Consider the following 26,970-nt stretch of genomic DNA (forward strand, 5'->3'; position numbering starts at 1 on the left):
GATGACGAGAATGAAAGAAATTATTATCAGTAATAAAAATACAGAGGGTCATTTAGCGTTGCTGGAATCGGGGCGACTATTGGAATATCGGCTTGTAAGACCGTCAGAGGATGTTTCTGTTGGCGACATCTATTATGCGGCTGTTGAAAAAATCGACAAAAAAATCAATGCCGCTTTTTTGAATCTGGGAGGATCGGAAAAGGCGTTTATCCATATGAAAGATGCCCCAGCTGCTTTTAAATGGATACAGGGAGCCAAACTTCCTGTGCAGATCACACGGGAAGGAACCGCAATCAAGTTGCCTTTGGCTACCGGCAATATTGAATTTGCCAATGATTTAGTGGTTCTTATTGAAGGCGCACATTATCTTTCTGTTTCCAAGCGTTTGACTTCGGAACAGAGAAGCAGCTGGGTCAAGGCGGTAGAACCTATATTAGAGGCTGATGAAGCAGCTATTCTGCGGTCGAAAGCTGCCGAGAAGAGCATAGAGGAAGTGACTAGCGCGATTTTCGAGCTGCGTCAGCGTTTCCAAACTTTAAAAGAAAAAATCGGTTCCCGCAAAAAAGCAGGGTTAGTACAAAAAAATGTGCTCGACTTCACTGAAGTTATCTCGCAGTGGCAGCAGCATTACCCAGATGTCATGCGAGTCGTCACGGATGATAAACGCGCTTCTATTTATACAGATTACCAGGAAGATACGTTTCACAGCTACCATTTACAACCAGCGATTGAAAACCTGCTCCAGCCGGAAGTTATTTTAGCAAACGGTGTTTCGTTGTTTATTGAAAAAACAGAAGCAATGTGGATCATTGATGTCAACACCCACCGTTATAAGAGTAACCAAGCGAAAAGTGAAGTTATGGCAACGGTAAACCTTGCGGCTGCAGAAGAGATCGTGCGGCAGATCCGGCTTCGAAATATGAGTGGCTTGATCGTGATCGATTTTGTTGGCGGTATGAATGAAACGGGCTTCCAAAAAGTGAAAGATAAAATGGAAGTATTAGCAAATAAAGAATATGTGACTACGCAGGTGGCGGACTTTTCCAAAACGGGACTAATGCAGCTAACGCGCAGAAAAAAGCAGCAATCGCTACTTGAGACTGTCACAGTGGCTTGCCCGGTCTGTAATGGCAGTGGGCATATCCAATCTGCGTTGTCGCTTGCGTATCAGCTAGAACGGGAGCTGATGAGTTACAAAGGGCTTTCTTATGCAAGCGTCTATGTTACAGAACCGGTATTATCTGCTTTTCTGGATCTACAAGTATGCGAGCATATTGATCTGGAATGGGAGATCGGGGAAGAGGCAGTTCCATTTTATGCTATCAGACGCACGGAAAGTTGACACTGACATGTGGATATGCTATTATTTTACTGTTATGTTTGTAGCGCACCACGCTACAACCGCACAAAGCAGGAATTAAGCAATGGCAACATTCTCCTGTGCTGGCGAGTCTTAGTATATGAGGAGGTGCAAGTATGTACGCGATTATCGAAACAGGTGGGAAACAAATCAAAGTAGAAGCAGGCCAAGAGATCTATGTTGAAAAATTAGCAGGTGAAATTGGTGATGTAATTACTTTTGACAAAGTTCTTTTAGTTGGAGGCGACGACTCAAAAGTTGGGGCTCCTTTTATCGACGGCGCTACAGTTACGGCTAAAGTTGAAAAACAAGGTCGTGCTAAAAAGTTAACTGTTTATAAATATAAACCTAAAAAGAATTACCACAAAAAACAAGGTCATCGTCAACCTTATACAAAATTGACTGTTGATGCAATCAACTTGTAAGGTTTGGACTGCTCGTCAGTCGCAAGCGAAAGGACGATAAAAGATGATTCAAGTCAATGTAAAACGTAGAGAAGACCATGTTATATCATTTACAATGAGCGGACATGCAGATTTTGCCGAACATGGCAGTGATCTTGTCTGTGCAGGTGCTTCTTCGATTGCTTTCGGTATGGTGAATGCCATTTCGGAAATAAAAGAAACAGAGCCGATTGTAGAACAAAGTGAAGGCTATCTTCATTATGTAGTTCCTATAGAATGGGAAAATGATACGACTGTTCAAACTTTACTTACAGGGATGGAACATCAATTAAGATCACTAGCGTACAGCTATCCTGATCATATTAAAATTTACTCCAACTAGGAGGTGGAATTTCATGTTAAAATTTGATATTCAACATTTTGCGCACAAAAAAGGTGGCGGTTCGACTTCTAACGGCCGTGACTCAGAATCCAAACGTCTTGGAGCTAAACGTGCTGATGGTCAATTTGTAACAGGTGGATCTATCCTTTACCGTCAACGCGGTACAAAAATCTATCCTGGTGCTAACGTTGGCCGTGGCGGCGATGATACACTTTTTGCTAAAACAGAAGGTATCGTTCGTTTCGAACGCGTTGGACGCGACAAGAAAAAAGTGAGCGTTTATCCAGTAGTTCAAGAAGCATAAGACTAAAAACCATTCTTCGGAATGGTTTTTTTATTTTTCTAACAAGCGTTACTTTTTTCATAACAAGGGTATAAATATATAACTACAACAAAATTTATTGTGACCATTTGTACATATCATTTGATTGACAGCGCTTTCTCCATATGTTTAAATGGGGGTAAGTTAATAATTAGTCAGGAGAAGAGATGACAATCAAATTCGATCGGTGTAGCCACCTGTCGCTTTGTTTGTCATTCTTTTTTTGAATATAAATATCTGCTTTCAATGTAGCAGAAAAACGTAATCAAAAGGAGTTGGAAAAGATGATTGGTACGAGTTTAGCAACACAGTTTTTGGGAGAACTCATCGGCACCGCGGTATTGATTATTTTTGGTGGAGGCGTCGTTGCTGGCGTGTCGCTGAAAAAATCAAAAGCCGAGAACGGTGGTTGGGTAGTTGTATCGATAGCATGGGGGCTAGCGGTCACAATGGGTGTATATGTCTCTGGATATATGAGTATGGCACATCTTAATCCTGCCGTGACACTCGGTATGGCGATTGCAGGGAACTTTCCTTGGAGTTATGTACTTCCTTATATCATCGCCCAATTTATTGGTGCATTTATCGGGGCGACATTGGTATGGCTTCATTATTATCCGCATTGGAAAAAAACAGAGGACCCTGCAGCTAAGTTAGGTGTGTTTTCTACAGGACCAGCAATTCCACATTTCACGTCAAACTTTTTCGGTGAAGTGTTAGGAACTTTCATATTAGTATTTGGATTATTATCTTTAGGATCTAATAAATTCTCAGATGGTTTGAATCCCTTAGTCGTTGGTGCATTGATCGTTGCGATTGGGATGAGTTTAGGTGGAACAACCGGTTATGCTATCAATCCGGCTCGTGACCTTGGCCCGCGGATCGCGCATTTTGTTTGGCCGATCGCTGGAAAGGGTAATTCAGACTGGGGGTACTCATGGGTACCTGTTCTTGGACCGATTGTCGGTGGTGGATTAGGCGCAGTTATCTATCAGTTGATTATTAAAGGAAGTTACAGCAATTGGATGATTCTATTTGCAGTCTTATTCATATTAGTACTTATTTTCACTGTACAATTAGATAAAAGAAAACATTTAGCATAACTGAGGAGGATTTTATCATGGAAAAGAAATATATTTTGGCATTAGACCAAGGAACAACAAGTTCACGAGCAATGATCATCAATCAAAACGGAGAAATCATCGGCGTGGAACAAGAGGAATTTGAACAGATTTTTCCAAAACCGGGCTGGGTGGAACATAATGCTAATGAGATTTGGGCGTCTATCTTAGCAGTTATTGCTGGTGTACTATTAAAAACAAATATTTCTTCTAAAGAAATCGCGGGGATCGGGATTACCAATCAACGGGAAACCGCAGTCGTTTGGGAAAAAGATACTGGGAAACCGATTTATAACGCAATCGTCTGGCAATCACGCCAAACAGAAGACATTTGTAAAAAGCTTCGTAAAGAGGGCTATCAAGATATGGTAAAAGATAAAACCGGCTTGTTGATCGATCCTTATTTTGCCGGTACGAAAGCACGCTGGATCTTAGATGAAGTAGACGGCGCGCAAGAACGTGCAGAAAAAGGCGAGCTGTTATTCGGAACGATCGATAGCTGGCTGGTTTGGAAATTAACTGGCGGGAAAGCGCATATCACTGATTATTCCAATGCTTCCCGTACACTGCTCTACAATATCTATGATCTTGAGTGGGATGACGAACTTTTGGAAATGCTCAATATTCCAAAAGCAATGCTTCCAGAAGTAAAACAATCCTCGGAGATCTATGAAAATACCGTTCCTTATCATTTCTTTGGAGAAGAAGTTCCAGTTGCCGGAATCGCTGGCGACCAACAAGCAGCATTGTTTGGTCAAGGATGTTTTGAAAAAGGGATGGCAAAAAACACTTATGGGACAGGTTGCTTCTTATTGATGAATACCGGCGAAAATGCAGTGAAGTCGGAAAACGGATTACTTACGACATTAGCATGGGGAATCGATGGAAAAGTAGAATATGCTTTAGAAGGAAGTATCTTCGTTGCTGGTTCTGCTATCCAATGGTTGCGTGATGGTCTGCGGATGGTACGTCAATCACCGGATACAGAAAATTATGCAACACGGATCGAATCCTCCGACGGTGTTTACGTGGTTCCTGCCTTCGTTGGACTCGGTGCTCCGTATTGGGACGCTGACGCACGTGGGGCTATTTTCGGACTTACCCGCGGAACAGAAAAAGAACAATTCATCCGTGCCACATTAGAATCACTTGCTTATCAAACAAGAGACGTGATGGATGTCATGGAAAAAGACTCAGGAATCGCTTTGAAAACGCTTCGGGTAGATGGTGGCGCTTCTTCCAATAACTTCTTGATGCAGTTCCAAGCAGATATCTTGGATGTACCGGTCGAACGTCCGGAAAACCAAGAAACAACGGTTCTAGGTGCAGCATTCTTAGCAGGTCTGGCTGTTGGACTATGGAAAGATAAGAGCGAGATCAAGAAACAATGGAAACTAGACAAACGCTTCAAAGTGAAAATGGGTAGCGAAGAACGTAATGACCTGTATGAAGGTTGGCAAAAAGCGGTTAAAGCAACACAAGCTTTTAAATAAAAAAGAGGATGCCGGTTAATCGGCATCCTTTTTTTGCACTATTATTATCTATAGAATTTTCGCTTCCTTGGTTTTGCTTTCGATAATATATCCGTACCAGTTCGTTTGACTGTTTTTGTTGCAATCATTAAGGCGGGAAGGGCGCCGACAAAAAGCGAAATGAATTTTTTCTCTTTTTTATTCGGTTTTTGCTGATTGTTGTAGCGGGTATACAAGATCGCCAACTGTTTTTTATGATAGGCGTTGAAACTGCCTTCCACCGCATAGCTATAATTATCTAAAGCATGTAGCATTTCTCTGCTGATGAGCAAAGCTGTTTTTTCATCAGCTTCTAGCTCCGGTTTTTCACCTAGCGTATCTACTGTATTTTCATAACTGGCGATCGCCAATCTATAAGCGTGTTCATTACGTTTAACGGCTGCTGATTTTTTATCCTTGTTTTTTTCAGCGAACTTATGAATACCTTCTTTTGCCGCTTGTGCAACTAGGTCGGCTACACCAGCTTGGATCGCTAGCTTGACGATTTTCTTAGCTGCAGTTTTTATTAGGAATGGATTCATTTTTACACCTCGCTTTGTCTTTTTTGTAAGGGAACTAGTATTAATTATACCCTTTTCTCATAAATTTAGTCGATTTAGGTCTGATGAGCAAGAAACAGAAGATATTTCTATTTTAACGAACTTGAATTAAATCGCATTATAGAGTACACTTTAGAATATCAAGCAAATAGAATGCTACTTCAGAGATAGAGAGAATACAATAACTTTTTTATAAGAATAGGAGAATTTCATTTACATGTTTGTCGATCAGGTAAAAATATATGTTAAAGGCGGTAACGGTGGTGACGGAATGGTCGCATTCCGCCGCGAAAAGTTTGTCCCGAACGGCGGGCCGGCTGGCGGAGATGGCGGTAAAGGCGCGAACGTCGTCTTTATCGTGGAAGAAGGACTGCGGACATTAGTAGACTTCCGTTATAAACGTCATTTCAAAGCACATCATGGAGAACACGGTATGAGTAAAAGTATGCACGGACGCGGGGCAGACGATCTAGTTGTCAAAGTTCCACCGGGCACGATCGTAAAAGATATTGATACGGGAGAGATCATTGCGGATTTGGTAGCTCACGGTCAAACAGCTATTATTGCTAAAGGCGGACGCGGCGGACGCGGTAACAAGCGTTTTGCGACGCCGGCCAATCCTGCGCCGGAGCTTTCCGAAAACGGCGAACCAGGTCAAGAACGTAATATCCAGTTGGAGCTTAAAGTTCTTGCAGATGTTGGCTTAGTCGGTTTCCCAAGTGTTGGTAAATCCACGCTTCTTTCTGTTGTATCGGCTGCACGTCCGAAAATCGCAGCCTATCATTTCACAACGATCGTCCCTAATCTAGGAATGGTGGATACACATGACGGAAGAAGTTTCGTTATGGCTGATCTGCCGGGACTTATCGAAGGCGCTAGCCAAGGTGTTGGCTTAGGTCATCAATTCTTACGTCATATCGAGCGGACGCGCGTTATCGTTCATGTGATTGATATGTCGGGTTCCGAAGGCAGAGAGCCGATCGAAGACTTTAAAGCAATCAATCAAGAGCTTGAAACATACAACCTTCGCCTTATGGAACGCCCGCAAATCATCGTAGCCAATAAAATGGATATGCCGGAAGCGGAAGAAAACTTAGAAAAATTCCGCAAAGAAATTCCAGGGGAATACCCGATCTTCCCAATTTCTGCAGTTACCCAAACAGGTCTGAAAGAACTGATCTTGGCAATTGCTGATAAATTGGAAGATACACCAGCCTTTCCGCTGGATGAAATCTTGGAACAAGAAGAAGAAAATACAGTTTTGTATAAATTTGAAAAAGAAGAACCAGATTTCGAGATCACTCGCGATCCAGATGGTGCGTTTGTGCTTACTGGGGCGAAAGTGGAGCGCTTGTTCACAATGACGAACTTCGAACGAGATGCTTCCATCAATCGTTTCTCCAGACAGCTTCGTTCACTTGGAGTCGATGAAGCCTTGCGGAAACGTGGAGCTAAAGACGGCGATGTTGTTCGTCTGCTTGATTTTGAATTTGAGTTTATGGAATAGCACGCATAGGAGCCTAATGTATTTTTCGCGAAATGCTTAGGCTTCTTTTCTACATAAGAAAGGGGTATGAAAAATGAAAGTCGCATACTTAGGACCAGCTGCCTCCTTCACGCATTCAGCTGCGTCCAAAGCATTTCCTTATGGGGAGATGCAAGCAAAAAATACGATTCCTGATTGCATCATGGCCATTGAAAAAGAAGAGGTCGACGTGGCAGTTGTCCCAATCGAAAATACAATTGAAGGTAGCGTCAATGTGACACTCGACTACTTGTTCCATTTTTCTAAAGTACCTGTCGTAGCAGAGATCGTTTTGCCGATCTCACAACATTTGATGGTCCATCCGGAGAATAAAACAGCATGGAAATCGGTACAAAAAGTAATGTCGCATCCGCAAGCTTTAGCTCAATGCCATACGTTCTTACAGGCAGAATTATATGGAACCGAACAGGAAGTCACACCTTCTACGGCATATGCAGCTAAATATGTAAGCGAGCACCCGGAAGAACTGCTTGCTGCTATCGCTCCACGTATGGCCTCAGAACGATATGGTTTGGAGATCGTCCAGGAAGACGCGCAGGACTTGGAGCTCAACCAAACGCGCTTCTTTGTGCTGAGTCGGATCCCGATTGAGATTCCGCTCATTAAAGAAGAAGAAAAAACAACACTTACGTTTCTACTCCCACAAAATTTACCTGGTGCATTACATAAGATATTGTCGACGTTTGCTTGGCGCAATATCGATATGAGCCGGATCGAATCTCGGCCGCTAAAAACATCACTCGGAGAATATTTCTTTTTCGTTGATTTGTTATCAGCGGGAAAATCGCAATTAGTAGCAAATGCAGTGGAAGAGATCGAATTGATCGGCGGTGAAGTCCGCAACTTAGGAACCTACCATGTCTACCGCCTTGCTAAGGATTGATGCTTAGCAGGGCTTTATGCTTCTTGATTTGAAGAAAGGATGATAATGATGTCTGGACATTCGAAATGGAACAATATTCAAGGACGAAAAAATGCGCAAGATGCGAAACGCGCTAAAACGTTTCAAAAAATAGCGAAGGAACTATATGTGGCAGCTAAAGGCGGGGCAGATCCCGATATGAATCCGAGTCTACGTCTTGTGATGGATAAAGCAAAAGCGGCTAATATGCCTAATGATAATATCAAACGGGCAATCGATAAAGCGACAGGGGCAAATGCGACAGAAAATTATGAAGAAGTCACTTATGAAGGATATGGCCCGGCAGGTGTTGCCGTCTTGGTCCATGCTTTAACTGACAACAAGAATCGTACGTCTACCAATGTTCGTGTCGGATTTAATAAAAATGGCGGTAGTTTAGGTGAAACTGGAACAGTCAATTATTTGTTTGATCGAAAAGGATATTTAGTGATCGAACGTACAGATACAGAAGTTGAGGAAGACAATTTCATGCTCGAAGCAATCGAGGCAGGAGCAGAAGATGTCTTCGTCTATCCGGAAGTGTTTGAAGTGCTTACGGATCCAAGTGATTTTACAGCTGTAAAGGATAGTCTGCAGGACGCTGGATATGTATTCGCAGAGGCAAATCTGATAATGAAACCGCAAACAACGATTGAAGTTCCTGAGGATAAAAAGGAACAATTAGAGCAAATGATCGATGTGTTGGAAGAGGACGACGATGTCCAAGAAGTTTATACGAATGCAGCGCATCTCATTTAAAAACTACTATAATATTATTATGTAAACAAGAAAATAAAACAGTACAAACGTTCTTTTTTATGCTATCATAAATGGTATGAGTAAAGAAAGAGAGGAACTTTTATGTACGATTATATCAATGGCACCGTTACGGACATTACCCCGGAATTCATCGTGGTGGAAGCCGGACAAGTCGGTTATCAGTTAATCACCGGCAATCCGTTTGCCTTTCAGTCTATGAGCGGACAGACCGCCAAAGTATTTGTATATCAGCATGTGAGAGAAGATAGTCTAACACTTTTTGGTTTTAAAACCAAAGAAGAGCGTTTCCTATTCAAAAAATTACTGAGCGTTTCTGGGATCGGTCCGAAAAGTGCTTTGGCGATCATTGCGACTGGGGACGCCAATGCATTGATCGGTGCGATCGAGGCAGAAGACGATGTTTATTTGACGAAATTCCCGAGTGTCGGTAAGAAGACAGCTAGGCAGATCATTTTGGATTTAAAAGGCAAACTAAGCGATGTGGATACTTCCTTTGCAAAGATGCAGAGAAAAGAAGAAGATTTGACAGCTGGTTTGACAGAAGCGTTGGAAGAAGCTATTTTAGCATTAGAAGCATTAGGTTATAATAAAAAAGAATTAAAAAAAGTCATTCCAAAATTGGAAAAAGAAGATTTGAGCAGCGATGCTTATATTAAATTAGCGCTACAATTGATGACAAAGTAAAGGAGGGATTATGGACATGGAAGAACGGATCATTTCTGGAGAATCTGTGAATCCTGAAGAAGAAAGTTTTGAGATGTCACTAAGACCTCAACTGTTGGCCCATTATATCGGTCAAGATAAAGTAAAAGATAACTTGAAGATCTTTATTGAAGCAGCAAAAAAAAGAAATGAAGCCCTCGATCATGTGCTACTGTATGGACCGCCTGGACTTGGGAAAACGACGCTAGCAATGGTTATCGCCAATGAAATGGGTGCCGGGATCAGAACGACAAGTGGTCCGGCAATCGAACGACCAGGGGACTTGGCTACAATTTTGACCAGCCTCGAGCCGGGGGATGTTTTATTTATCGATGAGATCCACCGTCTATCGCGAACGGTCGAAGAGATACTTTATCCAGCAATGGAAGATTATTTTATTGATATCGTGATCGGTAACGGCCCTACTGCGAAATCTGTTCGTCTTGATCTTCCGCCATTCACATTGATTGGCGCAACAACTCGGGCAGGACAACTATCAGCGCCGCTACGTGATCGCTTCGGTGTTATCGATCACTTGGAGTTTTACACAGAAGCACAATTAGAAGCAATCATCACGCGGACTGCTTCGATATTGGATACCGAAGTAGATGTTCCCGGTGCAGAAGAGATCGCACGTCGCTCACGCGGGACCCCGCGAATCGCGAATCGTCTATTAAAGCGCGTGCGTGATTTTGCTGATGTGAAGGCAGATGGCTATGTGACTGAAAGGCTTGCTAAAGAAGCGCTGGAACTTCTGCGTGTCGACCCCCGTGGTCTGGATACGATCGATCAGCGTTTATTACAAACGATTATTCACTCGTTCGGAGGCGGACCTGTCGGAATCGAAACAATTGCGGCAAGTATCGGTGAAGAACGCGAAACTATTGAAGATATGCAAGAACCTTACCTGCTGCAGATCGGTTTTCTGCAACGAACGCCTCGTGGTCGGCTAGTTACGGAAAGAGCATATAATCATTTAGGAATTTCATATGAAAAAGGTGTGTAGAAATGAAAGTAGAAGATTTTGATTTTGATTTGCCAGAAGAGCTGATTGCCCAAACTCCATTATTAGATAGAACGGCCAGTCGCTTGATGGTATTAAATAAAGAAACCGGAGCCATTGATGATAAACATTTTGCTTCGATCGTTGATTATCTGGAACCTGGGGACGCGCTTGTTCTTAACAATACACGCGTTCTTCCTGCCAGACTTCATGGCCTCAAAGATGAAACCGGCGCCCATATCGAAGTGCTGCTCTTAAAGCAAAAAGCAGATAATGAATGGGAAACCTTGGTAAAGCCGGCGAAGCGTATTCGGGTCGGGCAAACGATCACATTTGGTAATGGCGAACTAAAAGCAGTCTGCAAAGAAGAGTTGGAGCATGGCGGTCGCATCCTTGAATTTCACTATGAAGGTATTTTTTATGAAGTTTTGGAAAACCTTGGTGAAATGCCGCTGCCACCGTACATTAAAGAACAGCTGGAGGACCAAGGACGCTATCAGACAGTATATGCGAAAGAAAATGGTTCCGCTGCAGCACCGACTGCAGGCCTCCATTTTACAGAAGCCTTGCTGGATCAAATTCGGGAAAAAGGAGTAAAAGTGATTTTCTTGACACTTCATGTTGGTCTTGGGACATTTCGTCCTGTCGATGTCGCAGATACGGATAATCACAAAATGCACTCTGAATTTTACCGACTGACGAAGGAAGCCGCAGCAGAGCTAAGCGAAGTGAAAGCTGCCGGTAAGCGTATTATTGCAGTGGGCACTACGTCGATCCGAACACTGGAAACGATCGCTTCGAGAAATAATGGTGCTTTAGTAGAAGAATCTGGTTGGACAGATATTTTTATCTCCCCTGGGTTTACTTTCCAAGCAGTAGATGCGCTGATCACCAATTTCCACTTGCCCAAGTCAACGCTGATCATGCTCGTATCAGCACTTTCCAACCGCGATATCATCTTACATGCATATCGGCATGCCGTAGAGAACCGTTATCGTTTCTTTAGTTTCGGCGATGCGATGTTTATTCATTAATACAAACAATACCGGCTGCGCGAAATAGGCGAAAAAGATTGAATTCGTATTTTCTTCCGTCTGATACTTGTAATAGACAAGTATTTTCGTTATGCTAGTAAAAGAACAAGTAGAAAGAGGTAAGTAATGACTGCGATTCGTTATGAACTTATAAAAACAGATAAGCAAACTGGCGCTAGACTTGGCAAGATCCATACACCACACGGCACATTTGATACACCAATGTTTATGCCCGTCGGAACGCTTGCAACAGTAAAAACGATGTCTCCAGAAGAGTTAAAAGCAATGGGGGCTGGGATTATTTTAAGCAATACCTATCATCTATGGTTAAGACCTGGGGAAGAACTTATTCGTGAAGCAGGCGGCTTGCATCGCTTTATGAACTGGGATCAGCCGATCTTAACAGATTCAGGTGGTTTTCAAGTATTTAGTTTGAGCGATATTCGCGATATCAAGGAAGAAGGCGTTCATTTCCGAAATCATCTAAATGGCGACAAGTTATTTTTGTCTCCGGAAAAAGCGATTCAGATCCAAAATGCGCTGGGTTCCGACATTATGATGTCATTTGATGAATGCCCGCCATATCCGGCTACGCATGATTATATGAAAAAATCGGTAGAACGTACTTCGCGCTGGGCTGAAAGAGGCCTTCGAGCACACGAACGTCCAGAGGATCAAGGACTTTTCGGCATCGTGCAAGGTGGTGCATATCAAGAACTACGGGAATTGAGTGCGAAAGATCTGGTTTCTCTTGATTTCCCAGGCTATTCGATCGGCGGCTTGTCCGTTGGCGAACCTAAATCGGTAATGAATGAAGTGCTAGAATATACGACACCATTGTTACCAACTAATAAACCTCGCTATTTGATGGGAGTAGGTTCCCCAGATTCATTGATCGACGGCGTGATCCGTGGAATCGACATGTTCGACTGCGTATTACCGACGAGGATCGCCCGAAATGGGACTTGTATGACATCGCAAGGCCGATTAGTAATCAAAAATGCTAAATTTGCCCGCGATTTCAGACCAATCGATGAGGATTGCGATTGCTATACATGCCGCAATTACAGCCGTGCCTATGTACGTCACTTAATAAAATGTGATGAAACATTCGGTATAAGGCTTACTACTTATCATAACCTACATTTTTTGTTAAACTTAATGAAGCAGGTAAGAACTGCTATCCAAGCAGACCGGCTTGGTGATTTCAGGGAAGAATTTTTTGAGCAATATGGACTGAATCGTCCGGACGCGAAAAATTTCTAATATATAATAACATATCGGAGAGGGGTTAAGTTTTATATGCAAATGTTAATTCCATTGGTCTTAATGATCGTACTTTTCTATTTTTTGTTGATAAGACCGCAACAAAAACGTCAAAAACAAGTACAACAAATGCAAAGTGGTTTGTCTAAAGGTGATAAAATCATCACTATTGGAGGACTGCACGGTATTGTAGACGCAATCGAAGATAACACTGTTATCTTGAATTGTGGCGGCGCTCGATTGACTTTTGATCGCAATGCGATTCGTACTGTACTTGAAAAAACTGCAGAACCAAGTGTACTTGCAGATGAAGAAGTAGTAGAAGAAGTTCAAGAACCGGATAATGATCAAACCAAATAAGTAAACGGATGCTCTTTATAGCTTGAAAACTGTAAAGGGCATTTTTTATTAGGGAAAAGCTGCTTTTTCTGTTAAAAAAGGAATTCCTTCATTTTTTTCTTTTCATTTGACCCGAGATTAGATAAAATGGAGATATGTTGATTGTTTTTGGAGAAGGAGGGGAAACGAAATGGCGAATAACTACCAAGAGTGGCATGACACACTTGAGCCGGCGATATTGATCAAAGTAGAAGATTTCCATATATTAGGGTACCGCGAAGTGAAAAAACAAGATATCTGGGAATTTCTTACGGAAGTCATATGGGCGAACAAACCCACTCCTGCTCTGCATGAACGGATAAATGATGTTATGCAGATGAAGATAGGGCAATTAATACAATTTATTATGAGGACATCTGAAAAAAACGTACCAGAAGCAGGTGCGAAACTGGATCAGGAATTGGTGGATGCGGTCATCGATAACCCAAAACAGGAAGAAATCGCCCCTGCGGCAAACATTTCAGATGAGGAAGGAACGAGTCATACATGATTAAGAAAAGCAGAATCGTTGCGTTCTTACTTGCACTGGCTATCATTTTCGGCGTCGTTTTTGGAACGGCAAAGGTGGTACTTAGTCATATCAATTTAGGATTGGATCTTCAAGGTGGTTTTGAAGTTCTCTATCAAGTAGAACCAGCAAATGGCAAGGGAACAGTAGATAAATCTACGTTATCAGATACTGTGAGTGCGCTTGACCGCCGGGTAAACACACTTGGTGTTGCAGAACCAAGTATTACCATTGAAGGCAAAAATCGGATCCGTGTGCAATTAGCAGGGATCAAGGACCAAACAGAAGCAAGAAAGTTGCTTTCCACAACGGCCCAATTATCTTTCCGTGATGCGGATGATAAGCTAATGATGGACGGAAGCGATCTAGTTGGCGGTGGCGCAAAACAAGCGTTTGATAACAATAATCGTCCGATCGTAACGTTGAAACTCAAAAGTGCATCCAAATTTGCCAAAGTAACCAAAGAGATCCTAGCAAAAGCACCAACGCAGGAAAATCAACTCGTTATTTGGCTGGATCATAAAAAAGGACAAAAATACAAAGAGGAAAGACAAAAAGAAAAACCGGCTTTCCTATCAGCACCAAATGTCAGTCAAGTCCTAGACACGAACCAAGTGGAGATCACTGGTGATTTTGAAGTAAAAGAAGCCAAAGATCTAGCTAACTTGCTGAATTCTGGAGCACTACCAGTTAAAATGAAAGAAGTTTACTCTACTTCGGTAGGTGCACAATTCGGACAAGATGCGCTAAACGAAACAGTAATGGCTGGGTTGATCGGTGTACTTGCGATTTTCATTTTCATGATGGCTGTTTATCGTTTCCCAGGTTTTGTTGCCTCTGTTACTTTGGTTGCATACACCTACTTAGTCTTGCTGATTTTAAGTCTGCTGCATGCGACGCTGACTCTGCCAGGTATTGCAGGGTTGATACTGGGTATTGGGATGGCAGTCGATGCGAATGTTATCACCTATGAACGGATAAAAGAAGAGATCAAGATCGGTCGATCGATCAAGTCGGCATTTGAGATCGGCGGTAAAGAAGCTTTCCGTGCCATTTTTGACGGAAACTTTACCACATTGCTTGTTGCTGTCGTATTGTTCTATTTTGGAACAAGCTCGATCAAAGGCTTTGCTACGGTATTGATCATCAGTATCTTGATCAGTTTCTTGACGGCTGTTTGGGGATCTCGTTTACTGCTTCGCTTTGCGATCGACAGTAATTTCCTTAATAAACGTCCAGGCTGGTTTGCAGTCAGAAAAGATGAGATCTATGATCTGCATGAAGATATCAGCACATTTAAGTTAAAAACGCATTTTGACCGCTTTGATTTTGTTAAACATCACCGCGGCTTCTTATGGACTTTCGCAGTGATCACAATAGCCGGGGTCATCTTGTTGTCCGTCTTCAAAATGAATCTTGGTATTGATTTCTCGAGCGGTACGCGTGCAGATGTAACAGCGGATCATACGCTTACAGCGGCTGCTGTCCAAAAGGACTTGAAAGAGATCAATATGCCTGCTGAAACGATCGTTTTACAAGGGAAAGACCAAAAAGTTGCGGTTGTTTCCTATAAAGGCGCGCTTAGCCAGCAGGAAATCGCGAAATTCAAGGCAGAATTCAAATCGAAATATGGTCATGAACCAAGTATTAGTACAGTAACCCCTACGGTCGGCAAGGAATTGGCAAAAAATGGTTTCTGGGCATTGGGAGTCGCTTCCATCTTGCTTGTGATCTATATCGGTATTCGTTTTGAACTTTATATGGGTATCGCAGCGATCTTGTCACTCCTATTTGATGCTTTTGTGATCTTTATTTTCTTCAGCATCTTCAGGCTGGAGGTCGATCTTACCTTCATTGCCGCGGTGTTGACGGTTATTGGTTATTCGATCAATGATACGATCGTTACGGCTGATAGGATTCGGGATATCAGTAAACAAATGAAACGTTTCAAAACGAAAGAGGAGATCGCTAGCAGTGTCAATAGTGCGCTAAGACAAACGTTTACTCGTTCGATCAATACGATCTTAACGGTTATTTTCACAGTTGTAGCTTTAGTAGCATTCGGAAGCAGTTCCATCTTGAACTTCTCCATTGCTTTGCTAGTTGGTCTGATCTCCAGTGTATTCTCTTCTATCTTTATGGCAATGCAGTTATGGTACGTCTTCAAGGTACGTCAATTGAAGAAAAAAGGTACGATTACTACAGTCAAGAAGAAGAAAAAACGAAACGGTGGTCAACCAGTCGTATAAATCCGAGACCAAGCAGCTACGGTTGCTTGGTTTTTTTTCTGGGAAAATGGGGTAAATGAGTAAAATGAAAGGGAGGGATTTTTATGAAAGTACAATGGCAAGTGATTGTTGGAATTATATTAGCACTTCTTATTGCTATTTTTGCTGTTATCAATGTAGATGCAGTGCAAGTCAATTTCTTAATTGTCGAGGCGCAGTGGCCACTAATCTTGATCATCATCGGTTCCGTGCTGATTGGTTGTCTGATTATTTTCTGTTTGAATCTTGGCAAAGCTCGTTCACTGAAAAAACAAATCAAACAACTAAACAGTCAAAATGACGATCTAAACCGTCAATTAACGGCTTTCCGCGAGCAAAATGCTGCGAAACCGAAACGTGCTCCAAGTACGCAAACGCCAATCGAATAAAGAAGTATTCCTAGCAGATCAGTGTTCCAGCATTTTGACATTGATTTGCTATTTTTGTATACTTTAACTACTAGATAGTAGCGAAAGGGGAACGTTTTATGGAAGAAAACATGCGCTTCAAAGTAAATCTCGGTGGCATGATCGACATTTTATCCAACCACCTGTATGATTCCAAAGATGTTTATATTCGGGAACTGCTGCAGAATGCTACAGATGCAATTCGAGCTCGCAAAAAAAACGAATCTTCGCTAACAGGAGAAATCGCTGTTAGTTTAAATACATCGGACCAAGGCGGTTCGGTGATTATTTTTGAGGACAATGGGATCGGACTTACCACCGAGGAAGTCCACGAATTTTTAGCAACGATTGCCAGCTCTTCTAAAGGGTCTAAGCGTTTTCAAATCGAAGAGAATGATTACATCGGTCGCTTTGGGATCGGTCTGCTTTCCTGTTTTATCGTCAGTGATGAAATCGTCATGATCTCCACATCAGCAAAAACAAGGCAGACAGTGGAGTGGCGTGGGAATGCGGATGGCACGTATCAGATCCGTGAACTTGATCTGCCGGATCGTGAGCCGGGAACGCATGTTTATTTGCGTGCTGATCCAGAGGCGGAAGAAGGATTGGAGTGCTTCGAAGCGGAGCAACTGGAAAAAGTACTTAAAAAATATGGAGCTTCGCTGGAGATCGCGATTCGCTATGAGGATCAGATCATTAATGAAACAACGAAACAGTTTGCTGACCTAGAAACCTTGCAACAACTTTCTTCGCATGAGATCCTTGCGTTTGGCCGCGAACTCTATCAAACGAACTTTGAAACGTATTGTCTGCTTCAATCAGAAAATAAACGTACATATGGGATTGCCTATGTTATTCCGTATGCGATCCAAATGAATGCGAAACGCAACCATACCGTGTATCTCAACAACATGTTTGTGACGGGACAGTCCGCCGATATTTTACCAGAATGGTCTTTCTTTACTAATTGTGTCTTATGGACAGATGAGCTTCAGCCAGTCGCTTCTCGGGAAGACTTTTATAAAAATGCTACGCTGGAAAAGGTGGCTGGTTCACTTGGAAAAGCACTTAAAAAGGGGATCGAATCACTTAATCAAGAAGTGTTGGAACGAATCGTTTACACACATTTCCACGCATTCAAACTGATGGCATTAGAAGATAATGAGTTTTTAGAATTGATCTATCCTTACTTGCCTTTCCGGTCAGGAAACGGCGAAGAAAGTCTCGCTGCGGTTTTAAAGCGAACAAGCGACATTTATTATACGTATTCTGTTGATGATTTTAGACAGATCATCGATTTAGCAAGAAGTAAAGGCATGGAAGTGATCAATGGTGGTTTTAGTTACGATGCAGCAATCTTGCGTGCGCTAAGCGATATGGTCGAAAACGTGCAGCTCGAAATGATCGAGCCAGCTCAGCTGTTAAATGAGTGGAATGAGATCTCGGCGGACGAACAGCAGTTTTTCGCGGCACTTCTGGAGTCTTTAAATCAGCGGATGGCGGAGTATAAAGTCAAAGTAGCAATCAAAAAGTTTGAACCACGCGACATGCCAGTGCTGTTTATCAATCCGACCGCAACGCAGCAGCTTCGTGAATTGGAGCGTGCCCAAGAAGAGTCCAATAGCTTATTTAGTTCGATCTTAGAGAGCATCCAAAGTGATTATGGAGTGGAACGTGTCTTTGCCGAGTTGTATCTCAACTTGGAAAATCCATTGATCAAACGCTTGTTTTCCCAAGATCGAACGGCGGAGTCGCTAGAAACGATCGTAAAAATGCTGTATATCCAAGCATTGCTATTCGGCCATTATCCGTTGAAACAAAAAGAAATGACATTAATGAACGACAATTACCTGCAAATTTTGAGCATGTTATAGGAGGACGCGATGAATTATTTAGAAGACCTAGAGTTAGCCTACCAATTAGGCGATCAAAACCCGGAAGTCATCCCGATATTGGAACGCGTGATCGCTGCGGCAGATGTTTATCAAGACATTGAAGTGGGCGTTGAAGCACGCGATTTGATGATCGAAGCTACTGTCTATAATGGACAAATGAAAAAAGCGCTGCAAGCGTTTGCCTGGTTGATAAAAAAATATGAAGAAAAAAGCCCATTTGTATCCACGTATGATATTTTATGGAAATACAAATGGATCGCGGGCGACACTTGCGGGATTTTGGCGATTTCTAAAGAACAAATAGAAAACTTGCTAGCCGATATGAAAACAAAATTCCAAGAAAACGGCTTTTCGCTGCGGCCTTATTATAAAACAGTTGCGATCGCAGCGGAAGAAATGGGGAACGCAGAAACCGCGGCCGACTATTTTGCGAAATGGCAAGCGACACCAGCTGATTATATGAATGATTGTGTGGCCTGCGAAACAAACGATGTGGCGCATCATCATTACTTCACTGGTGACAGCCAAAAGGCGATTCAAGCCGCAAAACCGGTCATTAATGGCAAACAAAGCTGTGCAGAGATACCGCATTTAACATATGGCTTCGCAGCTCTGGCATTTTTGGATGTCGATCAACCTGATCAGGCAGCAGCTTGTTTTGCTAAAGGGTACCCGCTGGTGCGGCAAGAACCGGAATATTTAAAAACGATCGGTCAATTTGTTGCTTATCATTATCAAATCGGGGATCTTGTGAAGGCAAAAGAAATTATTGCTGAGAATGAAGTGATCTTGGAAAAATCGGATTCTGAAATGAGTAAGATGCTCTTTATGATCCATGCATTGCCAGTCGTTCAAGCTGACAGTAGTTTCCCGGAGATATCGCGTGATTTAGCGGCAAGATTCGATGCTAGAAATGGTAATGATTATTATTCGAAATTATGGCAAACCTCCATGGATAAACGAGAAAGAGACTTGGAAATTTAACCGATTTCCAGTATAATTGGAAGGTTGAAAGGTGTGGTAATGTGATTCGTTCCAAATATACATGGAAAATAAAGCAGACAGACGAAAAACAAGTGGCTGCACTTGCAGAAGAATTAGCGATACCAGTTCCACTCGCAAATATGTTGTGGAAGCGTAAGATCACTACTGCTGGTCAATACGACAAATTTTTCCACCCTACCAAATACGATGTTTACGACCCATTTCTGCTTCCGGAAATGGACAAAGCAGTAACGCGTATCAAAAAAGCGATCGCAAGCGGAGAACGTATTCTTATTTATGGCGATTACGATGCAGACGGTGTAACAAGTATCGCTGTTCTCTATAAAACATTGATCAAATTAGGTGCGGAACCTAGTTTTTATATCCCTAATCGATTCACAGAGGGCTACGGTCCGAACAGCGCTGCTTTCCAAGCGGCCAAAGCAGACGGTGTGGACCTGCTGATCACGGTAGACAACGGGATTGCTGCGCTTGATGTGATGGAAGAGGCAGCTGCGATCGGATTAGATGTGATCGTGACCGATCATCATGAAGGACGCGACACATTGCCGAAAGCATTGGCAGTTATCCATCCACGTCATCCAGAAAGCGATTATCCGTTCCCGGATCTAGCCGGAGTTGGTGTTGCTTATAAATTGGCGCATGCTTTGCTTGGAGCGGAGCCGACAGAATTACTCGACCTCGTGGCTGTCGGAACGATCGCGGATCTTGTTTCCCTAACGGATGAAAACCGTTTGCTTGTCCAAAGAGGATTGCGGAAACTACGTGAAGAACCAACGCTCGGTTTAGCTGCTTTAGCAAAAAAAGCGAGTGTGAAGTTAGAGGCGGCAACGGAAGAAACGGTTGGTTTTGCCTTAGCACCCCGTCTGAATGCAATTGGTCGTTTAGGCCCGGCTGATCCAGCTGCTGATTTATTATTGACCCCTGATGAGGAAGAAGCAGGCTTTTTGGCTGAGGAGATCGATGAAGCCAATAAAGAACGAAAAGCGATCGTGGCTGCTATTACAGAAGAAGCAGTTACATTGGTAGAAGAAAACGGCCTTGCAGAGGATCGCGTTTTGATTCTTTCTAAAGAGGGCTGGAATGCCGGTGTATTAGGGATCGTAGCATCACGCTTAGTGGATCGCTACGCTCGCCCCGTGATTATGCTTGCTAGCGATCCAGCTACTGGAATCGCAAAAGGCTCTGGCCGAAGCATACCTGCGTTTCATCTTTATCAAGAGCTAGATAAAAATCGTGCGTTGATGATCGCTTTCGGTGGACACCCGATGGCTGCAGGTCTGACTATCGCAACAGAACAAGTCGAGGAACTGCGCAGCCAGCTCAATCAGCAAGCAGCGCTATTAAAGGACGAAGATTTTCAATTGGAATTGATCGTAGAAGATAAATTAGCGCTAGCCGATATCGATGTAGCGTTCATTTCAAAAATAGAGAATCTAGCTCCATTTGGCACGGATAATCCGAAGCCAGTCTTCCGCTTGCAGAATTTGAAACTACAAAATACGAAACGGATCGGCGGAGACAAAACGCATTTAAAAACGTTGCTTGTTGATGAGAACAATACTTCCGCAACGCTCGATGCGGTAGGTTTTGGTTTTGGTGATCTCGCAGAAAAGGTTTCGGCGCAGGCAACGGTAGAAATTGCTGGCGAGTTATCAATCAACGAATGGAATAATGTCCGGAAACCACAACTACGGTTGGTGGACATGCATATCGAAAAATGGCAACTCTTTGATGTCCGTAATAAAACTGATTGGCAGCAATTGATCAAACAGCAAGTTGCCGATCGGATGATTATTTGCTTCCAACCGGAAACAGCAGACAAATTGAGCAGCGAACTGAACAATGAAGAAGTGATCGCGGCCAAAGATGCAGCCACGGTGACAGGTGAGGGCTCATGCGAGGAATTGATCTTTGCGGATCTGCCGGCCGAAGCAGAACAAGTGACCTCGCTCGTGAACAAGATCAAACCGGCACGGATCTACATCCATTTTTCTGATTCAGAAGAAATAGCTGCGATCCCAGACCGTTCTGCATTTGCAAAACTATATAGCTTGATCAAAAAGTTCCAGCCATTTTCCTTAGAAAAATACATTCCGCATTTATCAAAACAATTTGGTTGGACGACCGCACAAATTAATTTTATGTCAAACGTGTTTTTTGACTTAAATTTTGTTACAATGAATGATGGTGTTATTTTATTAAATGAAGTAAAGGAAAAGCGTAACTTGGAAGACTCGACAGTCTATCAGACAAAAGCGAATAAGCTTGCGGTCAAACAAAAACTGCTTTATGCGAACTACCAGGAGCTGCACGACTGGATTGCAAAATCGATGGATTTCTAGGTTACCTAGTTGGAGGAAAAAACATGAATTTGAACGAGTTAAGAGATTATGTAGCGATTGTGAATGATTGGCCCAGTGAAGGGATCGTTTTTAAAGACATCACGCCTTTAATGAATAACGGAGAGGCATACAGATTTGCGACTGATCAAATCGTAGCATATGCCAAAAAATTAAATATCGATATCGTGGTCGGTCCGGAAGCACGCGGTTTTATTATCGGCTGTCCAGTGGCATATTCACTTGGTATCGGCTTTGCACCGGTTAGAAAGCCTAATAAATTACCGCGTAAAACGATCGAAAAAAGTTATGATCTTGAATATGGTTCCAATGTATTGACCATGCATGAAGATGCGATCAAACCTGGACAACGTGTTTTGATCACGGACGATCTGTTAGCAACAGGCGGGACGATCGAAGCGACGATCAAGTTAGTAGAAGAACTTGGCGGCATCGTTGCCGGCTGTGCCTTTTTGATCGAACTAACAGAATTAGAAGGACATAAAAAATTAAACGGCTATGACCGCTTGATTTTGATGGAATTCTAAAAATTACCAAACAGCTTCTTTTTTCAGAAAATGAACGAATTTTAAGGAAAATTCCTTTATAAAGCGCAATTTTCCATGTATAATAAAAATAACCTTTGAAAAGCACTCTGGGAGACCTGGGTGCTTTTCATTCACATAAAAACACACTAAAGGGGTGATGAAGATGGCAAAGGAAAAAAATCTCACTGCTGAGCAAGTGATTGAAATGGCTGCTCATTATATGAATAAAGAACATCTAGCGATCGTAGAAAAAGCCTATACATTTGCTCGCGATGCCCATAAAGAACAATTTCGTAAATCAGGTGAGCCATATATTATTCATCCCATTCAAGTTGCGGGAATCTTAGCGGAACTGCGGATGGATCCTTCTACCGTAGCATCAGGATTCCTGCATGACGTTGTAGAAGATACGCCTGTAACGCTTGATGACTTAAAAGCAGAATTTGGCGAAGAGGTTGCCATGCTCGTTGATGGCGTAACGAAACTTGGTAAAATCAAATATAAATCACACGAAGAGCAACAAGCAGAAAACCACCGGAAGATGTTTATTGCAATGGCACAGGATATCCGGGTCATTTTGATCAAACTGGCAGACAGGCTGCATAATATGCGGACATTGAAACATCTGCCTACTCAGAAACAGCGAAGGATCGCTAATGAGACCTTGGAGATCTTTGCACCGCTCGCTCATCGCTTGGGGATATCGCGCGTGAAGTGGGAGCTCGAAGACACGGCGCTGCGTTATCTCAATCCGCAACAATATTACCGCATCGTTCATTTGATGCGTCAAAAGCGCGACGAACGCGAACGCTACCTCCAAGATGTGATCGACGGCGTCAACGACAATTTAGAAGAACTGAATATTCAAGCAGACATTACTGGCCGGCCGAAACATATTTATTCGATCTACCGCAAAATGTCTATTCAGCAAAAGCAGTTCAATGAGATCTATGACCTGCTTGCTGTACGAATCATCGTTAGCAGCATCAAAGATTGCTATGCAGTCCTTGGAATCATTCATACACGCTGGAAACCGATGCCAGGCCGCTTCAAAGATTATATCGCGATGCCGAAATCGAATATGTATCAATCGATCCATACAACAGTGATCGGCCCACAAGGTGAACCATTGGAAGTGCAGATCCGAACGACAGAAATGCACCAGATCGCTGAATACGGGGTCGCAGCGCATTGGGCTTACAAAGAAGGCAAAGTGGTCAATGCGAAAACTTCTTTCGACAACAAAATGACTTGGTTCCGAGAAATCTTGGAATATCAAAATGAAGCGGATAATGCAGAAGACTTTATGGAAAGTCTGAAACTGGATCTATTTTCTGATGTTGTCTATGTATTCACACCCAAAGGGGATGTTTATGAGCTGCCAAATGGTTCAGTCCCACTTGATTTTGCTTACCGCATCCATACGGAGATCGGGAACAAAACAATCGGTGCGAAAGTGAACGGCAAGATCGTGACACTGGACTATCAGCTCAAAACTGGCGATATCATCGATATTTTGACTAGCAAACATTCTTATGGACCAAGCAGAGATTGGCTGAAACTCGTGAAAACTTCTCAGGCTCGAAATAAGATCAAACAATTCTTTAAACGTCAAACTAAAGAAGAAAATGTCGAAAAAGGTCGCGATGCTGTTGAAAAAGAACTACGACAATCGGGCTATGATCCAAAAGAATATTTGACCAATCCACATTTGGAACAAGTCGCTGCCAAACTTAACTTCTCGCACGAAGATGATCTGTTTGCGGCGGTTGGCTATAACGGTTTGACCCCAGTTCAAGTGGCCAATCGTTTAACGGAAAAAGAACGACGCGAGCGGGAAGCAGAACAAGAAACAGAAAAACTGTTGACCCAATTTGAAAATAAAGTTTCCAACTCAGAAGCAAATAATGAAAAGCTGAAGATCAAACACAACGCTGGCGTGGTTGTCCAAGGAGTCGGAAATCTCTTGATCCGTTTATCACGTTGTTGTAATCCGGTTCCGGGAGATGAGATCATCGGCTATATCACTAAAGGACGAGGCATCTCGATCCACCGGAAAGACTGTCCGAATGTACAATCGATCGAAGAAGAACGGTTGATCGAAGTGGAGTGGGAAGCTGCTGATTTGCAAGCGAAAAATGATTATAATGTCGATATTGAAGTTTATGGCTATAACCGCAATGGTTTATTAAATGAGATTCTCCAAGTGGTGAACAGCCTTACTTCCAATATCAATGGTGTCAATGCCAAAGTCGATCAAAATAAAATGGCGACGCTGGTACTAACTCTACAAATTCATAATATCAATCACTTACAGCGGGTAGTGGACAAGATCAAACAGATCCCTGATATTTATGCAGTAAGACGTTTAATGAATTAAGGAGGTCAAGAGGCAGATGCGTGTGTTAATACAACGAGTCAAACAAGCAGCAGTAACTGTCGGTGGACAGGAAGTCGGCAAAATCAAGCATGGTCTCTGCTTGTTTGTCGGCTTTACGCACGGCGATGACGAAGCGGCGCTTGACTATGCAGTGAAAAAAATAACTGGTTTGCGTATTTTTGAAGATGATGCCCAGAAAATGAATTTGGCATTGGCGGAGGTGGGCGGCGAAATTCTTAGCATCTCGCAATTCACACTTTATGGAGATGTGAAAAAAGGGCGGCGTCCTAGTTTCATCAAATCTTTGCCGGGAGAACAGGCAAAAGCACTATATGAACAGTTTAATGCGAAACTGCAAGATACAGGGACAGTGGTGCAGACAGGCGTGTTTGGAGCCGATATGGATATTTCGATTCTTAATCATGGGCCTGTGACTTTCATGATCGACACCAATGAAATGTAAAAAGGATGGTCAATGTGGACAAAACAATAACCTACCGTTATGCAACGCAGCAGGACGTTCCGCTCATTTATCGATACATTCTCGAACTTGCTGAATATGAGGGGCTGGCTGATGAAGTCAATACGAGCGAGGCAGTGCTGGAGGATAGTTTATTTAACATACAAGCAGCGAAAGTGCTTTTCCCGGAAATAAATGGGAAACCGATCGGCTTTTGTTTGTTTTTCTATAACTTTTCGACGTTTCTTGGCCGCCCAGGGCTCTATATTGAAGATCTCTACATTGAGAAGGCTTATCGCGGAAGTGGCTATGGAAAAGCACTGCTTGAAAAAATGCGATCAATCGCGGAGGCAGAAAAGTTGGGACGGGTGGAATGGTGGTGTCTAGATGAAAATAAAGCATCCATTGCTTTTTATAAATCACAAGGCGCTATTCCAATGGAAGACTGGACTGTTTTCCGAATAGAAAATCCAAGCGATAACAAAAAAAAGAATCCATAACGGATTCTTTTTAATTTGCAAAATAATTGGATAAGCCATCATAAACGGCATTTGCAACTTGTGTGCGGTAACCTGGGGAAGTAATATTTTGTTCATCTTTCTGCGAGCTTAGATAACCTAGTTCAAGTAAGATGGAAGGTTGGGTGTTTTCCCGAAGCACGTAGAAATCACCGACCCTTGTGCCACGATTCGGAGTTGGGAGTTCTTTGCCGAGTGCTTGATTGACAGAAGAAGCAAGTTCCTTATCGCGGTTATGGTAATAATAGGTAGTTTGACCAGAAACACTGGCATCATCTTCTTCGTTGCTGTCGAAGTGAAGGCTGATAAAGGCATCGGCTTTATCTTCGTAGGATTGATCAGCACGTGATTTGAGCGAGATGTATTCATCCGTAGAACGTGTAAGGATAACTTTAGCACCAGATGAACGTAATTTATCTGCCACCACATTTGCCATTTTCAATGTCATATTTTTCTCTTTGATACCATCAGATCCACGCGTACCAGGATCATTTCCTCCGTGTCCAGGATCAAGAACGATCACTGCCTCGGATAATTTTGTTGTTTTCGGTTTAGGAGCGGCATCGCCTTTTTGACTGATATCTACGACCCAGTTTGCGATATAACCGGACTGGCCGTTGGTTGTTTTAACTTTATACCAGTCTCCCTGAACGCCTTCAATGTCGAAGGATTCGCCAGCATCTACTTTTTCGAGGATATTACTGTTTAAAGCTGCTGTTTCGCGAATATTTGTCGCATTTTCACGAACGGTCACTTGTTGAAGTGAACTGTCTTTCTCGCGGGTTGCCGATTCTTTGATCGTGATATAAGAAGAATTGATCCATGCGATCTTGCCTTTGTACTGAACTTGTGCCCAGCCGTTTTGCTGGCTGATCACCGTGACTTGATCTCCTTTATGTAATAACCCGATTGATTCACTAGAAGTACTTGGACTCGTGCGGATATTAAGCCCGCCGTCCGATGTTACGGTAGCGAGACTGTTACTTGCTGCGCTGACATCTTTGTTTTTTACGAGCCAGCTGGCAACATAACCGCTTTCGCCGTTGCTCAAACGAACTTTGTACCATTTATTTTCTTCGCCGATCACTTGCAGAAGATCATGTTTCCGAACCTGACTCGTTACATCGTAGGCTAGTCCAGGACCATTCCGTACATTAAGTACTTCGGTCTGAACTTCGACCGTATTTGCATGAGCCATTGCGATCGTCGTCATAATTCCCGCTACAATCAGTAAAAAGGAAACAATGGTAATAAATAGGAACTTGTTTCTCATTTATCTAATCCTCCACCTGAAGCTTTCTATTCAATTTTGTATAAAAATTTACTGTCATTACTAAAATCCTATCACA

The 26,970-nt window shown here is 42.7% G+C and carries 26 protein-coding genes and 1 other annotated feature; of the genes, 24 read left to right on the forward strand and 2 right to left on the reverse strand.

Annotation, left to right across the window (positions count from 1 at the left end):
• Positions 1-10: 10 nt before the first annotated feature.
• From HMPREF0556_RS03680 to glpK, 6 genes are all read left to right on the forward strand, one after another.
• Entirely contained in the window at positions 11-1,342 is a 1,332-nt protein-coding gene (locus tag HMPREF0556_RS03680; RefSeq protein WP_040486447.1) for a ribonuclease E/G, read from the forward strand.
• Between the two features lie 47 nt (positions 1,343-1,389).
• Positions 1,390-1,464, forward strand: a sequence feature (ribosomal protein L21 leader region).
• 12 nt (positions 1,465-1,476) lie between these two features.
• Positions 1,477-1,785: a 50S ribosomal protein L21 gene (rplU, locus tag HMPREF0556_RS03685; protein WP_003755633.1), complete on the forward strand. Its 309-nt coding sequence runs from the start codon at positions 1,477-1,479 to the stop codon at positions 1,783-1,785.
• Positions 1,786-1,828: 43 nt separating this feature from the next.
• Complete coding sequence (locus HMPREF0556_RS03690; RefSeq protein ID WP_003755635.1) at positions 1,829-2,146, forward strand: ribosomal-processing cysteine protease Prp; 318 nt, start codon at positions 1,829-1,831, stop codon at positions 2,144-2,146.
• Between the two features lie 13 nt (positions 2,147-2,159).
• Positions 2,160-2,450, forward strand: a complete 291-nt coding sequence (gene rpmA, locus HMPREF0556_RS03695) for a 50S ribosomal protein L27 (protein WP_003755637.1) — start codon at positions 2,160-2,162, stop codon at positions 2,448-2,450.
• Positions 2,451-2,752: 302 nt separating this feature from the next.
• Positions 2,753-3,571 (forward strand): MIP/aquaporin family protein, encoded by an 819-nt coding sequence (locus HMPREF0556_RS03700; protein ID WP_003755639.1) that lies wholly within the window; start codon positions 2,753-2,755, stop codon positions 3,569-3,571.
• 17 nt (positions 3,572-3,588) lie between these two features.
• Positions 3,589-5,082, forward strand: a complete 1,494-nt coding sequence (gene glpK / locus HMPREF0556_RS03705) for a glycerol kinase GlpK (RefSeq protein ID WP_003755641.1) — start codon at positions 3,589-3,591, stop codon at positions 5,080-5,082.
• A gap of 44 nt (positions 5,083-5,126) precedes the next feature.
• On the opposite strand, the gene HMPREF0556_RS03710 is transcribed toward glpK, so the two are convergent.
• A complete protein-coding gene (locus HMPREF0556_RS03710; protein WP_003755642.1) occupies positions 5,127-5,642 on the reverse strand; it encodes a hypothetical protein in 516 nt (171 codons plus the stop codon).
• A 235-nt stretch (positions 5,643-5,877) separates the two neighbouring features.
• Here HMPREF0556_RS03710 and obgE point away from each other — a divergent pair, with 235 nt between their 5' ends.
• The 18 genes from obgE to HMPREF0556_RS03800 all read left to right on the forward strand — a co-directional run bounded on the left by obgE (position 5,878) and on the right by HMPREF0556_RS03800 (position 25,603).
• Positions 5,878-7,167, forward strand: coding sequence for a GTPase ObgE (gene obgE / locus HMPREF0556_RS03715; RefSeq protein ID WP_003755644.1), 1,290 nt, complete (start codon positions 5,878-5,880; stop codon positions 7,165-7,167).
• A 73-nt stretch (positions 7,168-7,240) separates the two neighbouring features.
• The gene (gene pheA / locus HMPREF0556_RS03720) at positions 7,241-8,089 is read left to right on the forward strand and encodes a prephenate dehydratase (protein ID WP_003755646.1); all 849 of its coding nucleotides are present in this window, start codon (positions 7,241-7,243) and stop codon (positions 8,087-8,089) included.
• 48 nt (positions 8,090-8,137) lie between these two features.
• Positions 8,138-8,866, forward strand: coding sequence for a YebC/PmpR family DNA-binding transcriptional regulator (locus HMPREF0556_RS03725; RefSeq protein ID WP_040486448.1), 729 nt, complete (start codon positions 8,138-8,140; stop codon positions 8,864-8,866).
• 102 nt (positions 8,867-8,968) lie between these two features.
• Positions 8,969-9,571 (forward strand): Holliday junction branch migration protein RuvA, encoded by a 603-nt coding sequence (gene ruvA, locus HMPREF0556_RS03730; RefSeq protein WP_003755652.1) that lies wholly within the window; start codon positions 8,969-8,971, stop codon positions 9,569-9,571.
• 16 nt (positions 9,572-9,587) lie between these two features.
• The gene (gene ruvB, locus HMPREF0556_RS03735) at positions 9,588-10,595 is read left to right on the forward strand and encodes a Holliday junction branch migration DNA helicase RuvB (RefSeq protein ID WP_040486449.1); all 1,008 of its coding nucleotides are present in this window, start codon (positions 9,588-9,590) and stop codon (positions 10,593-10,595) included.
• A gap of 2 nt (positions 10,596-10,597) precedes the next feature.
• A complete protein-coding gene (queA, locus tag HMPREF0556_RS03740) occupies positions 10,598-11,626 on the forward strand; it encodes a tRNA preQ1(34) S-adenosylmethionine ribosyltransferase-isomerase QueA (protein WP_003755656.1) in 1,029 nt (342 codons plus the stop codon).
• Between the two features lie 126 nt (positions 11,627-11,752).
• Complete coding sequence (tgt, locus tag HMPREF0556_RS03745; RefSeq protein WP_003755658.1) at positions 11,753-12,892, forward strand: tRNA guanosine(34) transglycosylase Tgt; 1,140 nt, start codon at positions 11,753-11,755, stop codon at positions 12,890-12,892.
• 36 nt (positions 12,893-12,928) lie between these two features.
• Positions 12,929-13,252 carry a preprotein translocase subunit YajC gene (gene yajC, locus HMPREF0556_RS03750; protein ID WP_003755660.1) on the forward strand — a complete coding sequence of 108 codons (324 nt, stop codon included), beginning with the start codon at positions 12,929-12,931 and terminating at the stop codon, positions 13,250-13,252.
• A gap of 169 nt (positions 13,253-13,421) precedes the next feature.
• Positions 13,422-13,781 carry a post-transcriptional regulator gene (locus tag HMPREF0556_RS03755; RefSeq protein WP_003755662.1) on the forward strand — a complete coding sequence of 120 codons (360 nt, stop codon included), beginning with the start codon at positions 13,422-13,424 and terminating at the stop codon, positions 13,779-13,781.
• A complete protein-coding gene (gene secDF / locus HMPREF0556_RS03760) occupies positions 13,778-16,048 on the forward strand; it encodes a protein translocase subunit SecDF (RefSeq protein WP_003755664.1) in 2,271 nt (756 codons plus the stop codon). The genes HMPREF0556_RS03755 and secDF overlap by 4 nt, the downstream gene beginning before the upstream one ends.
• Positions 16,049-16,131: 83 nt before the next feature.
• Positions 16,132-16,455 (forward strand): LapA family protein, encoded by a 324-nt coding sequence (locus HMPREF0556_RS03765; RefSeq protein ID WP_003755666.1) that lies wholly within the window; start codon positions 16,132-16,134, stop codon positions 16,453-16,455.
• A 98-nt stretch (positions 16,456-16,553) separates the two neighbouring features.
• A complete protein-coding gene (locus HMPREF0556_RS03770; protein WP_003755669.1) occupies positions 16,554-18,347 on the forward strand; it encodes an HSP90 family protein in 1,794 nt (597 codons plus the stop codon).
• Positions 18,348-18,356: 9 nt separating this feature from the next.
• Positions 18,357-19,352, forward strand: a complete 996-nt coding sequence (locus tag HMPREF0556_RS03775) for a hypothetical protein (RefSeq protein ID WP_003755671.1) — start codon at positions 18,357-18,359, stop codon at positions 19,350-19,352.
• Between the two features lie 41 nt (positions 19,353-19,393).
• On the forward strand, positions 19,394-21,718 hold the full coding sequence (gene recJ / locus HMPREF0556_RS03780) for a single-stranded-DNA-specific exonuclease RecJ (protein WP_003755673.1): 2,325 nt from the start codon (positions 19,394-19,396) through the stop codon (positions 21,716-21,718).
• Between the two features lie 23 nt (positions 21,719-21,741).
• Positions 21,742-22,263: an adenine phosphoribosyltransferase gene (locus HMPREF0556_RS03785; RefSeq protein WP_003755675.1), complete on the forward strand. Its 522-nt coding sequence runs from the start codon at positions 21,742-21,744 to the stop codon at positions 22,261-22,263.
• Positions 22,264-22,426: 163 nt separating this feature from the next.
• On the forward strand, positions 22,427-24,643 hold the full coding sequence (locus HMPREF0556_RS03790; protein WP_036103918.1) for a RelA/SpoT family protein: 2,217 nt from the start codon (positions 22,427-22,429) through the stop codon (positions 24,641-24,643).
• A gap of 16 nt (positions 24,644-24,659) precedes the next feature.
• Complete coding sequence (gene dtd, locus HMPREF0556_RS03795) at positions 24,660-25,106, forward strand: D-aminoacyl-tRNA deacylase (protein WP_003755677.1); 447 nt, start codon at positions 24,660-24,662, stop codon at positions 25,104-25,106.
• Between the two features lie 5 nt (positions 25,107-25,111).
• On the forward strand, positions 25,112-25,603 hold the full coding sequence (locus HMPREF0556_RS03800; RefSeq protein ID WP_003755679.1) for a GNAT family N-acetyltransferase: 492 nt from the start codon (positions 25,112-25,114) through the stop codon (positions 25,601-25,603).
• Positions 25,604-25,613: 10 nt separating this feature from the next.
• On the opposite strand, the gene HMPREF0556_RS03805 is transcribed toward HMPREF0556_RS03800, so the two are convergent.
• The gene (locus HMPREF0556_RS03805) at positions 25,614-26,894 is read right to left on the reverse strand and encodes an N-acetylmuramoyl-L-alanine amidase family protein (protein ID WP_003755681.1); all 1,281 of its coding nucleotides are present in this window, start codon (positions 26,892-26,894) and stop codon (positions 25,614-25,616) included.
• Positions 26,895-26,970 lie beyond the last annotated feature (76 nt).

Source organism: Listeria grayi DSM 20601, from assembly GCF_000148995.1.
In the GTDB taxonomy this organism is placed as follows: domain Bacteria; phylum Bacillota; class Bacilli; order Lactobacillales; family Listeriaceae; genus Listeria; species Listeria grayi.

Bases quoted from the DNA above. Each gene is read 5' to 3' on its own strand.
- HMPREF0556_RS03680 (WP_040486447.1), top strand. From the start codon at position 11: ATGAAAGAAATTATTATCAGTAATAAAAATACAGAGGGTCATTTAGCG.
- rplU (WP_003755633.1), top strand. From the start codon at position 1,477: ATGTACGCGATTATCGAAACAGGTGGGAAACAAATCAAAGTAGAAGCA.
- HMPREF0556_RS03690 (WP_003755635.1), top strand. From the start codon at position 1,829: ATGATTCAAGTCAATGTAAAACGTAGAGAAGACCATGTTATATCATTT.
- rpmA (WP_003755637.1), top strand. From the start codon at position 2,160: ATGTTAAAATTTGATATTCAACATTTTGCGCACAAAAAAGGTGGCGGT.
- HMPREF0556_RS03700 (WP_003755639.1), top strand. From the start codon at position 2,753: ATGATTGGTACGAGTTTAGCAACACAGTTTTTGGGAGAACTCATCGGC.
- glpK (WP_003755641.1), top strand. From the start codon at position 3,589: ATGGAAAAGAAATATATTTTGGCATTAGACCAAGGAACAACAAGTTCA.
- HMPREF0556_RS03710 (WP_003755642.1), bottom strand. From the start codon at position 5,642: ATGAATCCATTCCTAATAAAAACTGCAGCTAAGAAAATCGTCAAGCTA.
- obgE (WP_003755644.1), top strand. From the start codon at position 5,878: ATGTTTGTCGATCAGGTAAAAATATATGTTAAAGGCGGTAACGGTGGT.
- pheA (WP_003755646.1), top strand. From the start codon at position 7,241: ATGAAAGTCGCATACTTAGGACCAGCTGCCTCCTTCACGCATTCAGCT.
- HMPREF0556_RS03725 (WP_040486448.1), top strand. From the start codon at position 8,138: ATGTCTGGACATTCGAAATGGAACAATATTCAAGGACGAAAAAATGCG.
- ruvA (WP_003755652.1), top strand. From the start codon at position 8,969: ATGTACGATTATATCAATGGCACCGTTACGGACATTACCCCGGAATTC.
- ruvB (WP_040486449.1), top strand. From the start codon at position 9,588: ATGGAAGAACGGATCATTTCTGGAGAATCTGTGAATCCTGAAGAAGAA.
- queA (WP_003755656.1), top strand. From the start codon at position 10,598: ATGAAAGTAGAAGATTTTGATTTTGATTTGCCAGAAGAGCTGATTGCC.
- tgt (WP_003755658.1), top strand. From the start codon at position 11,753: ATGACTGCGATTCGTTATGAACTTATAAAAACAGATAAGCAAACTGGC.
- yajC (WP_003755660.1), top strand. From the start codon at position 12,929: ATGCAAATGTTAATTCCATTGGTCTTAATGATCGTACTTTTCTATTTT.
- HMPREF0556_RS03755 (WP_003755662.1), top strand. From the start codon at position 13,422: ATGGCGAATAACTACCAAGAGTGGCATGACACACTTGAGCCGGCGATA.
- secDF (WP_003755664.1), top strand. From the start codon at position 13,778: ATGATTAAGAAAAGCAGAATCGTTGCGTTCTTACTTGCACTGGCTATC.
- HMPREF0556_RS03765 (WP_003755666.1), top strand. From the start codon at position 16,132: ATGAAAGTACAATGGCAAGTGATTGTTGGAATTATATTAGCACTTCTT.
- HMPREF0556_RS03770 (WP_003755669.1), top strand. From the start codon at position 16,554: ATGGAAGAAAACATGCGCTTCAAAGTAAATCTCGGTGGCATGATCGAC.
- HMPREF0556_RS03775 (WP_003755671.1), top strand. From the start codon at position 18,357: ATGAATTATTTAGAAGACCTAGAGTTAGCCTACCAATTAGGCGATCAA.
- HMPREF0556_RS03785 (WP_003755675.1), top strand. From the start codon at position 21,742: ATGAATTTGAACGAGTTAAGAGATTATGTAGCGATTGTGAATGATTGG.
- HMPREF0556_RS03790 (WP_036103918.1), top strand. From the start codon at position 22,427: ATGGCAAAGGAAAAAAATCTCACTGCTGAGCAAGTGATTGAAATGGCT.
- dtd (WP_003755677.1), top strand. From the start codon at position 24,660: ATGCGTGTGTTAATACAACGAGTCAAACAAGCAGCAGTAACTGTCGGT.
- HMPREF0556_RS03800 (WP_003755679.1), top strand. From the start codon at position 25,112: ATGGTCAATGTGGACAAAACAATAACCTACCGTTATGCAACGCAGCAG.
- HMPREF0556_RS03805 (WP_003755681.1), bottom strand. From the start codon at position 26,894: ATGAGAAACAAGTTCCTATTTATTACCATTGTTTCCTTTTTACTGATT.